The organism is Enterobacter sp. 725m/11, from assembly GCF_011683705.1.
In the GTDB taxonomy this organism is placed as follows: domain Bacteria; phylum Pseudomonadota; class Gammaproteobacteria; order Enterobacterales; family Enterobacteriaceae; genus Enterobacter; species Enterobacter bugandensis.
The window spans coordinates 50,671-63,078 of the sequence record NZ_JAAQOK010000017.1; the positions used below are offsets into that span (position 1 = coordinate 50,671).

Sequence of the window (12,408 nt, forward strand, 5' to 3'; positions counted from 1 at the left end):
CTTTATCTGTGAAAAATAAGCGATCGGCGTCACTGACAGTGATATTTACCTTAAATTCATCGCCAGAACCGATAAATCGCGCAAGCGAAGCGGTAAAAACATGATATAGCGCCATAAGAGAACAAGTTATTAACATTAAATTAACTTGTAAAAGTCATATGCTTTATCAGTTTTGCTTGTCAAACGCCTGTTTTTTCAACATATCACTAAATGTTATCGAATTCGGTAATTGAGTGAGCACAGGCAGTGAAAAATGGCGCAGACAGCGACGGGTTTTAAATGCCATAATCGGGGCCGTCTCAAATAAACAACAATACCAGTACATGGTTTGCGCAAGGCGAAGGATTATTTTTATGAAGCTTAAGAACACACTCCTGGCGTCCGCACTTCTCTGTGCGACCGCCCTGTCTGCGAATGCCGCAACAGAGTTAACGCCAGAGCAAGCGGCAGCGTTAAAACCTTTTGACCATACGGTCATTGTGGGTCGTTATAATTCTATTGGCGATGCCGTCGCCGCCGCATCAAAAGCCGCGGATAAAAACGGGGCGGCCTCGTTTTACGTCGTTGACCAGTCCGATTACGGCAACAGCGGTAACCAGCGCGTGACCATTGCGCTGTATAAAGATAATGCACCAAAGGCTGACGCGCCGAAAAACCGCGTGATCAACGGTATCGTTGAGCTGCCGAAAGACCAGGCCATTGAGCTGGAACCTTACGACACCGTTACCGTTCAGGGCTTCTATCGCAGCCAGCCAGAAGTGAACGATGCCATCACCAAAGCCGCGAAAGAGAAAGGTGCCTACTCTTTCTATATCGTGCGTCAGGTGGATGCTAACCAGGGCGGCAACCAGCGCATTACCGCATTCATCTACAAAGAAGATGCGAAAAAACGCGTTCTTCAGAGCCCGGATGCCATCCCTGCGGATTCTGAAGCGGGTCGCGCGGCGATAGCCAAAGGCGGCGAAGAAGCGAAGAAAGTTGAAATTCCGGGCGTAGCGACCTCTGCGGCACCAAGCGCTGAAGTGGGCCGTTTCTTTGAAACGCAGTCCACGAAAGGTGGCCGTTACTCCGTGACGCTGCCGGACGGCACCAAAATTGAAGAGCTGAACAAAGCCACTGCCGCGCAGATGGTGCCGTTCGACAGCATCAAGTTTACCGGCAACTACGGCAATATGACGGAAGTCTCTTATCAGGTCGCGAAGCGTGCGGCGAAGAAAGGGGCGAAGTATTACCACATCACCCGCCAGTGGCAGGAACGTGGTAACAACGTGACCATCAGCGCCGATCTGTTCAAGTAACAAAACCGTTGACGAAAGGCGGCGCAATGCCGCCTTTTTTGTTACTTTTTTTGAAAATCTGCCACACATCATTGCATGCTTTCGTTACACTCCGTAAAATCCCGCGCCTTAGTGTGATCCACCATTTTTATGCGCCTTAGCGAAATAATTATTCTGGATTGGGACTTTTCATAACAGGAAGCCAATGGAAAAGAAACTTGGCCTGAGTGCTTTAACTGCACTTGTATTGAGCTCAATGCTGGGCGCGGGCGTATTCAGTTTACCGCAGAACATGGCGGCCGTCGCAAGCCCTGCCGCCCTGCTCATTGGCTGGGGCATTACCGGTGTCGGGATATTGCTGCTGGCGTTTGCCATGCTGTTGCTGACGCGCATTCGCCCGGATCTGGACGGCGGCATTTTCACCTATGCACGTGAAGGTTTCGGCGAGCTAATCGGCTTCTGTTCCGCCTGGGGCTACTGGCTGTGCGCGGTCATCGCCAACGTCTCTTATCTGGTGATTGTCTTCTCGGCACTCAGTTTCTTTACCGATACCCCTGAGCTGCGCCTGTTTGGCGACGGCAATACCTGGCAGTCTATCGTCGGCGCCTCGGTGCTGCTGTGGATTGTTCACTGGCTGATTTTGCGCGGTGTCCAGACCGCCGCCAGCATCAACCTGGTGGCGACGCTGGCGAAGCTGGTGCCGCTTGGCCTGTTTATCGTGCTGGCCTTCATTGCGTTCCGTCTCGACGTGTTTTCGCTTGATTTCAGCGGCATCGCGCTGGGCGTTCCGGTCTGGGAGCAGGTGAAAAACACGATGCTGATTACCCTGTGGGTATTTATCGGCGTTGAGGGTGCCGTCGTGGTTTCTGCCCGCGCGCGTAATAAGCGCGATGTGGGCCGCGCCACGCTGCTGGCCGTCCTGGCGGCGCTGGGCGTGTATCTGCTGGTGACCCTGCTTTCGCTGGGCGTGGTGGCGCGTCCTGAACTGGCCGAAATGCGTAACCCGTCCATGGCAGGCCTGATGGTGAAAATGCTCGGCCCGTGGGGCGACGTGGTGATTGCCGCAGGGCTGATCGTCTCCGTCTGCGGCGCTTATCTGAGCTGGACCATCATGGCGGCTGAAGTGCCGTTCCTGGCCGCGACGCACAAGGCGTTTCCACGCCTGTTTGCCCGTCAAAATCATAATAATGCGCCATCAGCCTCACTCTGGCTGACCAACATCAGCGTTCAGGTCTGTCTGGTGCTGATCTGGCTCACAGGTTCAGACTATAACACCCTGCTGACCATCGCCTCGGAGATGATTCTGGTACCCTATTTCTTAGTGGGTGCGTATTTGTTAAAAATCGCCACGCGTCCGGCGCACTATGTTGTGGGCGTAGGGGCCTGTATTTACGGCCTGTGGTTGTTGTATGCTTCCGGGCCGATGCATCTACTGCTGTCGGTTGTGCTGTATGCGCCGGGTCTGCTGGTGTTTATCTATGCCCGCCGCACGCATCAGCTGGAGAACGCGCTGAAACGCCGTGAAATGGCCTTAATCGGGCTGTTACTGGTTGCTGCCGTACCGGCAACCTGGATGTTAATGGGATAGCACTGTCTTTCCCATTGTTGAACTGTAAAGGAGAATACGATGGGAAATGCACCGCTTCGCCCAATACTGATCACCGGTGGAGGCCGCCGTATCGGCCTCGCCCTCGCCCATCACTTTCTCAATCTTCGCCATCCGGTCATTGTCAGCTACCGTACGGAATACCCGTCGATTGAGGGGCTGCGCAAAGCCGGAGCGATCTGCATTCATGCTGATTTTTCCACCGACGAAGGCATTCTGGCCTTTGCCGAACAGGTTAAATCCACCGCGACGGGGTTGCGTGCCGTGATCCATAATGCCAGCGCATGGTGTGCCGAGAAGCCCGGCACGTCCCTCAGCGATACGCTCTCCGCCATGCTGCAGATCCACGTTAACGCCCCTTATCTGCTTAACCACGCGCTGCAGGATCTGCTGCGCGGCCACGGGCATGCGGCGGGCGACATTATTCACTTTACCGATTATGTGGTGGAGCGCGGCAGCGACAAGCATATCGCCTACGCGGCCAGCAAAGCCGCGCTGGATAACATGACCCGCTCCTTTGCCCGCAAGCTCGCGCCCGAGGTAAAGGTGAACGCCATCGCCCCGGCGATGATTTTGTTTAACGAACACGATGATGCGGAATACCGCCAGCAGGCGCTGAATAAGTCGCTGATGAAAATTGCCCCAGGCGAGAAAGAGGTGATCGACCTTGTAGATTATCTGCTCACCAGCTGCTACGTCACCGGCAGAACCTTTGCCGTGGACGGCGGCCGCCCGCTGCGCTAGTGAAAGCGGCTCCAGAAGAAGATTAACACCCAGGCGCTGAGCCCCCAGCAGACCACTGCCCCGCCCAGCGCCAGGGGAAGCCGCAGAAAACCGGTGAAATACCACAGGGAAAGCAGGTAGAGAAAGTACGGAATGATTGACCACATGCCAAACACGATGGTCGTGCGTAGCGCTTCCGTACCCCGCTCAGAGGCCACAATATAGTGGGCAATCAGCGCAAAGGTCGGGAACAGCGGGATAAGCCCGGCAATATAGTAGTTTTTGGTTTTTGCCAGAATGCCAATCAGTAACACCACCAGCGCCCCCAGCGCGGCTTTGATCACCAGCCCCATATTTTTTCCTATAACAATCAAATAACAAGAAACGTCAGAATAACGGAAGCGGCGTTAATTTTGAAAGATTAATGGAAGGTTAAGGTTCCGCGGTGTATTTTGGCTTTTTTCACGAAAACAGACGCTGTATGAATAAGATTGTATATGTTGAAGACGAACCCGAAGTCGGGCAATTGATCGCCGCCTATCTGGGTAAACATGATATGGACGTCATTGTTGAGCCTCGCGGCGATCGTGCCGAAGAGGTGGTCGTCCGTGAAAACCCGGATTTAGTGCTGCTGGACATCATGCTGCCAGGCAAAGACGGCATGACGCTCTGCCGGGACCTGCGCGCCCGCTGGGACGGTCCTATCGTACTGCTTACCTCACTGGACAGCGATATGAACCATATTCTGTCGCTGGAGATGGGCGCCAATGATTACATTCTGAAAACCACACCGCCTGCCGTCCTGCTGGCCCGCCTGCGCCTGCATTTGCGCCAGCACGCCAGCATCGAACGCGAAGCGCCCGCGCCGTCCCTGACGCCGCACAAAGCGTTGCGCTTCGGTACGCTGTCTATTGACCCGGTTAACCGCCAGGTCCTGCTTTCCGGCGAGCTTATCGCCCTTTCTACCGCAGACTTTGACCTGCTCTGGGAGCTGGCCACGCATGCCGGGCAAATCATGGACCGCGACGCGCTGCTGAAAAACCTCCGTGGCGTGAGCTATGACGGTATGGATCGCAGCGTTGACGTGGCGATTTCGCGATTACGCAAAAAACTGCAGGATAACGCCACCGAGCCCTACCGCATTAAAACCGTGCGTAACAAGGGTTATCTGTTTGCCCCACACGCCTGGGAAACCTGATCGTCGGATAGGATAATCTGCGCGAATTGAAGGCATTGCGCGAAACGCCCTCTTTTCGCGCATTTATTTTTACGTTTGCGCAACATTTAACTTGCTAAGCACGCAAACTATTCCATAATTAGCTTCTCGACTCTCCTGTCTTCAGCTCATCCCGCTCTTGCGATCGTTTTACTCATTTTCGCCGTGAAGCTTTCACGACATCGCTCCCAGAAATCTTGAAATGAGGATTTAAGCCCATGAATTATGTATAGCTACGGTCAGGTAGAAGCGATAAAAACCAATCTTGAGTGGATTGTTAATCAGGCAACCCTTAACCACACCTCCCCCTCACGCACCGATCAAAAAGCGCTCTTTGACCTGCTGGAACTCATCCAGTCTTACGAAATACTGCTGGATCTCATCAGCGAATACGGGGCGGATGTGATTGATACGCACATTGCGGAAGGCCTGGCCGTGACCGAAAAATTCATCGCCAAGGTAAAAAACAGCGCGAAAGCCATATAACACGCTCGACAGACGTGAAAAACCCGAAGGGTTTTCATGTATATTCTGCACATAGCGTTTTTTTGGTGAGATCCAATGAAAAAGCTGTTTGTGCAGTTTAGTGTGCAGAAAACCTGCAATTTACTGGAAAGGCTATAGCTTCTCTCCCGTTCGCAAAGCTATTAACGGCTCGTTACAACGCATCTGCCTCTACAATTATTTGGGGATGCCTGGCGGAAAGGGTTTTCGCACATGCCCAATGCGTGGTCACTCTTTTTCCATTTAGCTTTCCGGTGAGTGCCAGGAGTAATGCCCCCGTACAAACTGAACCAAACCGCTTGCTGCATAAGTTTGTAAAAAATTCAAAACCTTCAGAAACAAACGCTCGCATCAGATTGATCACTTCAAAATTACCAGCAGTTAAATCGATTCCCTTACAGGTTTAATGCATCTGTCGATGTAAGTCATGAACGTCTATTTATCCACTCAAGGGAATAGCAGGTGATTTATCCGCTGTAGGGATATCCCTTTTAAATCCACTTACAAATGCGCTCGTGTTGGAAGAATTTCATATATGGTATTCTTTAGTTGTTTATATTTAGTACATTGCCCACAGTAGTTACATCCTATGCTCAATTACATTGTCATTAATTAGTTAGCGAGATAAGAATGAAATCAAATGTAAAGTATACTTTTCATCACTTCGGCATCCCGTTACAGGATGGCGTTTTTGAAGGTGCATACAGCGAAAAAGCCGGGATGTATACAGTTGATAACCCAGGTCAGTTTCGTGTGCAGTGGCATAGATTTAAAGATAGTTCCCCACTCCACAATCTGATAAAAACTGTGCCTCACGTCGCCTTCAAAGTGGACAACCTGTTAAGAGCTATCGAAGATGAAGAAGTCATTCTTGGTCCCTATGAGCCCATTGACGGTTTCTTTGTTGCCATGATTAATGACAATGGCGCACCGATTGAACTGATAGAAACTTCACTCTCTGATGATGAAATCTGGGAAAGAGCAAGGTCCGGTCAAGGCGACCTTTACAGGAAGTAATTTTATCTATTTGAAGCCTGGCAAATAAATCTGAACTGCGCTCATCACCCACTCACGAGCCACATGAAGAAATTGTTTCCTACCACCAGCTTCCCACCGGGCCATTTTGCTGGCGCAATGACTAACCTCTTTCGTTTCGGTATTAATAATATGATCAAGCTTGTTCAGCCGAGAAATTGCTTCAAAACTGAAAGAGAAGACAGGCCTACCGAACGATAAACGATCGGGCATTCGCCGCAGACGCCCCGATCAGCTGCGTCATACATACACGTGCTGGATGTTGTCGGCAGGTGCTAATCCTGCTTTTATAGCGAATCAGATGGGTGATGAGAATGCAGAGATGGTCTTCCATGTATACTCTGCGAGGATAAATGTTCTCGATAGCGATCAGGTACCATTTTTGAATCAGCGCTTTGGCGGATATGCAAATGTCCCTATAGTGCCCCTGAAGGTCAAAACAAAGTAGTTAATTACTTGATGTCCCGGTGATATTTAATGAAAAAGCTGTTTGTACAGTTTTATCTTTTACTGTTTGTCTGCTTCCTGGTGATGACCATGCTGGTCGGCCTGGTTTATAAATTCACCGCCGAACGTGCGGGCCGGCAGTCGCTGGACGATCTGATGAAAAGCTCGCTCTATTTGATGCGCAGCGAGCTAAGAGAGATCCCGCCACACGACTGGGCGAAAACCCTGAAAGAGCTGGATCTTAATCTGTCATTCGATTTACGCATTGAGCCGTTGAAAGATTTTGAGCTGGATCCGCCCGCCATGCAGCGTCTGCGCGACGGGGACATCGTTGCGCTGGATGAAAAATACACCTTTATCCAGCGCATTCCGCGCAGCCATTACGTGCTGGCCGTCGGGCCGGTGCCCTATCTCTATTATCTGCACCAGATGCGCCTGCTGGACATGGCGCTGATGGCCTTTATCGCCATTTCGCTCGCATTTCCGGTCTTTATCTGGATGCGGCCCCACTGGCAGGACATGCTGAAGCTGGAATCCGCCGCGCAGCGTTTTGGTGAGGGGCATTTTACCGAACGCATTCACTTCGACAGCGGTTCCAGCTTTGAGCGTCTGGGCGTGGCCTTTAACCAGATGGCCGATAACATCAACGCCCTGATCGCCAGTAAGAAGCAGCTGATCGACGGAATTGCGCACGAGCTGCGCACGCCGCTGGTTCGTCTGCGCTACCGTCTGGAGATGAGCGAGAATCTGACCGAGGCAGAGAATCAGGCGCTTAACCGCGACATTGGCCAGCTTGAAGCGCTGATTGAGGAGCTGCTGACCTACGCGCGTCTCGACCGCCCGCAAAACGAGCTGAACCTCACCACGCCGGATCTGCCCGCCTGGCTGCAAACCCACATTGATGACGTTCAGAGCGTAAACCCGCAGCGCACGCTGTTGACGCGCGTCACGCCGGGTGACTACGGCGCGCTCGATATGCGCCTGATGGAGCGCGTGCTGGACAACCTGATGAACAACGCCATGCGCTACAGTGAAAGTACGCTCCAGATTGGCCTGGATTTGCAGGGCAACCGGGCCAGCCTGACGGTGGAGGACGACGGACCGGGAATTGCCCCGGAAGCGCGAGAAACCGTGTTTGAACCGTTTGTCCGCCTCGATCCCAGCCGCGATCGCGCCACCGGCGGATGCGGCCTGGGGCTGGCGATTGTCTACTCTATCGCGCAGGCGATGGGCGGCACGGTGCATTGCGATGAGAGCGAGCTCGGCGGCGCACGCTTCTGTTTTAGCTGGCCGGTGTACCATAACATCGCCCTTCCCGTCCCTGCATGACCTCAACCGCACGCTGGCCTGACCCGGCGTGCTGTGCTATATGTTAAGTATGTTGTAACTAATGAGAGTGTTTATGGCGAACTACGATCTCATCGAACGGCTTAACGGCACGTTTCGGGAAATAGAACACGAACTCCTGACCCTGACCGGGCGTTTGCAGGCCTGTCGCCTGCTGGCCGCGCGCGTCTTTACCCTGCCGGAAGTGGCTAAGGGAGCCGAGCACGATCCGCTGGACACCATCGAGGTCGAACAGCACATCGGCAGCGCGGCCCTTGAGCTGGCGCTAAAACACTATCGTCGCCTGTTTATCCAGCAGCAGTCAGAAAACCGCAGCAGCAAGGCCGCCGTGCGCCTGCCGGGGGTCATCTGCCTGCAAACCGATGCGACATCGCGCGAAGCGCTGGAAAGCCAGATTGCGCATATCAACACCCTGAAAGCGGCCTTTGAAAAGATCATCACCGAAGAGTCCGGCCTCGCGCCTGCCGCGCGGTTTGAGTGGGTGCACCGCCAGCTTCCGGGGCTGATTACCCTGAATGCCTATCGGACGCTGACGGTACTGCGTCACCCCGCTACGCTGCGCTTCGGCTGGGCGAATAAGCACATCATTAAAAACTTCACCCGGGATGAGATTCTGGCCCAACTGGAAAAAAGCCTGAAATCGCCGCGCACGGTCGCCCCGTGGTCGCGGGAGCAGTGGATTGAGCGCCTGGAGCAGGAGTACCACAGCATCGCCTCGCTGCCAGCGGATGCGCGCCTGAAGATAAAGCGCCCGGTGAAGGTGCAGCCTATCGCTCGCGTCTGGTATTCCGGTCAGCAAAAGCAGGTACAGTATGCCTGCCCGACGCCGCTGATTGCGCTTTACGATGCCGATCAGGGCGCGGTGGTACCCGATATCGGGGAACTGCTGAATTACGATGCTGACAATGTTCAGCACCGTTACAGACCTCAGGCGCAGCCGCTACAGCTGATTATTCCTCGGCTGCACCTGTACGTGGCGGGATGATTATTTCAGGCTACCGACCATCGCTTCCGGGCGAACCCAGGCGTCAAACTCCGCCTCCGTGAGATAGCCCAGCGCCAGGGCGGAGGCTTTCAGCGTCAGCCCCTCTTTATGCGCTTTTTTGGCGATCTCGGCGGCCTTGTCGTAGCCAATATGGGTATTGAGCGCGGTGACCAGCATAAGAGATTCATTGAGCAGCTGGCTGATGCGTTCGCGATTGGGCTCAATCCCCACCGCGCAATGCTCGTTAAAGCTCTCCATCCCGTCCGCCAGCAGACGAACAGATTGCAGCACGTTGTGGATCACCATCGGGCGATAGACGTTCAGCTCGAAGTTGCCGGACGCACCGCCCATGTTGACGGCCACGTCGTTGCCCATCACCTGGCAGCAGAGCATGGTCATGGCTTCGCACTGGGTCGGGTTCACTTTACCCGGCATGATGGAACTGCCCGGCTCGTTTTCCGGGATGCTGATTTCACCGATGCCGCAGCGCGGGCCCGAGGCCAGCCAGCGCACGTCGTTAGCAATTTTCATCAGCGAGGCCGCCAGCCCCTTCAGCGCGCCGTGGGTGTGGACCAGCGCATCGCAGGTCGCCAGCGCTTCGAACTTATTGGGCGCCGTGACGAACGGCTGTCCGGTGATGGCAGCAAGCTCCTCCGCCACGCGCACCGCGTATTCTGGATGGGTGTTTAACCCGGTACCGACCGCCGTCCCACCGAGCGCCAGCTCCGCCAGGTGCGGCAGGCTGTTCTCGATATGCTTCAGGTTGTGTTCCAGCATCGCCACCCAGCCGGAAATCTCCTGGCCGAGCGTCAAAGGCGTGGCGTCCTGCAGGTGCGTACGGCCAATCTTGACGATGTCGCGGAAGGCCTGCACTTTCTCGTTAAGCGTGGATTTGAGCACGTTGAGCTGCGGGATAAGCTGCTCGCGAATGGCGATTACCGCCGCCACGTGCATCGCCGTCGGGAAAACGTCGTTAGAGCTCTGGCTTTTGTTGACGTCATCGTTCGGGTGGACCTTACGTTCCATGCCGCGCACGCCGCCCAGCAGCTCGCTCGCCCGGTTCGCCAGCACTTCGTTCATGTTCATGTTGCTCTGGGTACCGGAACCGGTCTGCCAGATAGCAAGGGGAAATTCGTCAGGATGCTTGCCCGCCAGCACTTCGTCTGCGGCGTTGATAATGGCGGTGGCTTTATCGGTGTCCAGCAGGCCCAAATCCTGGTTCACTTTCGCGGCGGCGCGTTTGGTCAGCGCCAGCGCCTGAATCAGCGAGACGGGCATTTTTTCGGTCGAAATACGGAAGTGCTCCAGCGAACGCTGGGTTTGCGCGCCCCAGAGCTTGTCGGCCGGGACGTCGATGGCGCCCATCGAGTCTTTCTCATGGCGTACCGTGGTCATTACTTTCTCCTTGATAACAAAAGAGGGATTGCTCACATGCTTAAGGGATAAGTATTGATGACTTCTGAGAAACGGTATGGCGCTTTGTGCGCTCTTTTTGATGTCGGGTGGCGGCTGCGCCACCCGTTTTTTTCAATTTACTTCACGCACGCCGAACACTGGGACGACTGGATCTGCTTGAAGAAGTCGTTGCCTTTGTCATCCACCAGGATAAACGCCGGGAAGTCTTCCACTTCGATTTTCCAGATCGCTTCCATACCCAGCTCCGGGTATTCCACGCACTCCAGGCTCTTGATGCTGCCCTGCGCCAGAACCGCCGCCGGGCCGCCGATGCTGCCGAGGTAGAAGCCGCCGTGCTTGTGGCACGCGTCCGTCACCTGCTGGCTGCGGTTGCCTTTCGCCAGCATGATCATGCTGCCGCCGTTGGCCTGAAGCTGATCAACGTACGAGTCCATACGCCCTGCCGTGGTTGGGCCTAACGAGCCGGAGGCATAGCCTTCAGGCGTTTTCGCCGGGCCCGCGTAGTAGATCGGGTGATCTTTAATGTACTGCGGCAGCCCTTCGCCGTTGTCCAGACGCTCCTTCAGCTTCGCGTGCGCAATGTCGCGGCCCACGATGATCGTGCCGTTCAGGGAGAGACGGGTCGAGACCGGATACTGAGAAAGCTGCGCCAGAATCTCCTTCATCGGACGGTTCAGGTCAACGCGAACCGCTTCACCCTCACCCGCTTGACGCAGCGCTTCCGGGATGTATTTGCCCGGGTTATTTTCCAGCTTTTCGATCCACACGCCTTCGCGGTTGATCTTGGCCTTGATGTTGCGATCCGCAGAGCAGGAGACGCCCATCCCGACCGGACAGGAGGCACCGTGGCGCGGAAGACGGATCACGCGCACGTCGTGGGCGAAGTACTTACCGCCAAACTGCGCCCCGAGTCCCAGATTACGCGCCTCTTCCAGCAGCTCCTGCTCAAGCTGCACGTCGCGGAACGCCTGACCGTGCTCGTTACCTTCAGTAGGCAGGCCGTCGTAGTATTTGGTCGAGGCCAGCTTGACGGTTTTCAGCGTGCTTTCAGCTGAGGTTCCGCCAATCACGAAGGCGATATGGTACGGCGGGCACGCCGCGGTGCCGAGGGTACGCATCTTCTCAACCAGGTAATTTTTCAGCTTGCCCGGAGTGAGCAGCGCTTTGGTTTCCTGGTAGAGATAGGTTTTGTTGGCTGAACCGCCGCCTTTGGCGATACAGAGGAATTTGTACTCGTCACCGTCGACGCTGTAGAGGTCAATCTGTGCAGGCAGGTTAGTGCCGGTATTGACCTCTTTGTACATATCCAGCGCCGCGTTTTGCGAGTAGCGCAGGTTGTCTTCGGTGTAGGTGTTGTAGACGCCGTGAGCCAGCGCCGCTTCGTCACCGCCGCCGGTCCAGACGCGCTGGCCTTTTTTACCGACGATGATCGCCGTGCCGGTATCCTGGCACGTTGGCAGAATGCCTTTCGCCGCGATATCGGAGTTACGCAGGAACTGCAGGGCAACGTACTTGTCGTTTTCGCTGGCTTCCGGGTCGCTCAGAATATCGGCAACCTGCTGCTGATGCGCGGGGCGGAGCATAAAGGAGGCATCGTGGAAAGCGTGCTGCGCCAGCAGCGTCAGCGCCTGCGGATCCACCTTGAGGATCTCTTGTCCTTCAAACTCAGAGACGGAGACGTGATCGCGGGTTAACAGGTAATACTCGGTCTGATCCTTACTGAGGGGGAAAGGATCCTGATAATGGAAGGGTTTATTCGACATTGTTCTCTCACTTACTGCTTCGGTCTGTTTATTCAGGGCAGATGTTCCGCTGCCCGGCTTAAAAGCGAGTCAGCTTATCCTACACAATT

At 54.8% G+C, this 12,408-nt stretch carries 11 protein-coding genes and 3 pseudogenes; 9 read left to right on the top strand and 5 right to left on the bottom strand.

The genetic code is table 11. From position 1 onward, the window contains the following. The first annotated feature begins 353 nt into the window (after positions 1 to 353). The 3 genes from ydgH (at position 354) to folM (ending at position 3,627) form a co-directional block, all read left to right on the top strand. Complete coding sequence (ydgH, locus tag HBA26_RS09590; protein WP_126345672.1) at positions 354 to 1,298, top strand: DUF1471 family protein YdgH; 945 nt, start codon at positions 354 to 356, stop codon at positions 1,296 to 1,298. A 184-nt stretch (positions 1,299 to 1,482) separates the two neighbouring features. Next, positions 1,483 to 2,865 carry an amino acid permease gene (locus HBA26_RS09595; RefSeq protein ID WP_047368429.1) on the top strand — a complete coding sequence of 461 codons (1,383 nt, stop codon included), beginning with the start codon at positions 1,483 to 1,485 and terminating at the stop codon, positions 2,863 to 2,865. 39 nt (positions 2,866 to 2,904) lie between these two features. After that, on the top strand, positions 2,905 to 3,627 hold the full coding sequence (gene folM, locus HBA26_RS09600; RefSeq protein WP_126345673.1) for a dihydromonapterin reductase: 723 nt from the start codon (positions 2,905 to 2,907) through the stop codon (positions 3,625 to 3,627). Here folM and HBA26_RS09605 read toward each other — a convergent pair. Continuing rightward, positions 3,624 to 3,959, bottom strand: coding sequence for a GlpM family protein (locus HBA26_RS09605; protein ID WP_014883596.1), 336 nt, complete (start codon positions 3,957 to 3,959; stop codon positions 3,624 to 3,626). The genes folM and HBA26_RS09605 overlap by 4 nt on opposite strands. A 128-nt stretch (positions 3,960 to 4,087) precedes the next feature. Between HBA26_RS09605 and rstA the strand changes: the two genes are divergently transcribed. Both rstA and HBA26_RS09615 read left to right on the top strand, forming a co-directional pair. Further along, positions 4,088 to 4,804 carry a two-component system response regulator RstA gene (rstA, locus tag HBA26_RS09610; RefSeq protein ID WP_028012938.1) on the top strand — a complete coding sequence of 239 codons (717 nt, stop codon included), beginning with the start codon at positions 4,088 to 4,090 and terminating at the stop codon, positions 4,802 to 4,804. Positions 4,805 to 5,047: 243 nt separating this feature from the next. Further along, positions 5,048 to 5,308 (top strand): hypothetical protein, encoded by a 261-nt coding sequence (locus tag HBA26_RS09615; protein ID WP_049138868.1) that lies wholly within the window; start codon positions 5,048 to 5,050, stop codon positions 5,306 to 5,308. A 175-nt stretch (positions 5,309 to 5,483) separates the two neighbouring features. Here HBA26_RS09615 and HBA26_RS09620 read toward each other — a convergent pair. Next, positions 5,484 to 5,636 (bottom strand): annotated as a pseudogene (locus tag HBA26_RS09620) (DJ-1/PfpI family protein); the annotation flags it as partial. Between the two features lie 320 nt (positions 5,637 to 5,956). Here HBA26_RS09620 and HBA26_RS09625 point away from each other — a divergent pair. Further along, on the top strand, positions 5,957 to 6,343 hold the full coding sequence (locus HBA26_RS09625) for a hypothetical protein (RefSeq protein WP_126345674.1): 387 nt from the start codon (positions 5,957 to 5,959) through the stop codon (positions 6,341 to 6,343). A gap of 6 nt (positions 6,344 to 6,349) precedes the next feature. On the opposite strand, the pseudogene HBA26_RS23105 reads toward HBA26_RS09625, so the two are convergent. Next, positions 6,350 to 6,523, bottom strand: a pseudogene (locus HBA26_RS23105) (KilA-N domain-containing protein); the annotation flags it as partial. Positions 6,524 to 6,560: 37 nt separating this feature from the next. Between HBA26_RS23105 and HBA26_RS22890 the strand changes: the two are divergent. The 3 genes and pseudogenes from HBA26_RS22890 to tus all read left to right on the top strand — a co-directional run. Then, positions 6,561 to 6,809, top strand: a pseudogene (locus HBA26_RS22890) (site-specific integrase); the annotation flags it as partial. A 29-nt stretch (positions 6,810 to 6,838) separates the two neighbouring features. Continuing rightward, entirely contained in the window at positions 6,839 to 8,137 is a 1,299-nt protein-coding gene (gene rstB, locus HBA26_RS09630; RefSeq protein ID WP_126345677.1) for a two-component system sensor histidine kinase RstB, read from the top strand. A gap of 73 nt (positions 8,138 to 8,210) precedes the next feature. Next, positions 8,211 to 9,140, top strand: coding sequence for a DNA replication terminus site-binding protein (tus, locus tag HBA26_RS09635; protein ID WP_126345678.1), 930 nt, complete (start codon positions 8,211 to 8,213; stop codon positions 9,138 to 9,140). Here tus and fumC read toward each other — a convergent pair whose 3' ends face one another. Continuing rightward, positions 9,141 to 10,535, bottom strand: coding sequence for a class II fumarate hydratase (gene fumC / locus HBA26_RS09640; protein ID WP_126345679.1), 1,395 nt, complete (start codon positions 10,533 to 10,535; stop codon positions 9,141 to 9,143). It abuts the gene before it with no gap. A 137-nt stretch (positions 10,536 to 10,672) separates the two neighbouring features. Further along, positions 10,673 to 12,319 carry a class I fumarate hydratase FumA gene (gene fumA, locus HBA26_RS09645; protein WP_126345680.1) on the bottom strand — a complete coding sequence of 549 codons (1,647 nt, stop codon included), beginning with the start codon at positions 12,317 to 12,319 and terminating at the stop codon, positions 10,673 to 10,675. Between the last annotated feature and the right edge of the window lie 89 nt (positions 12,320 to 12,408).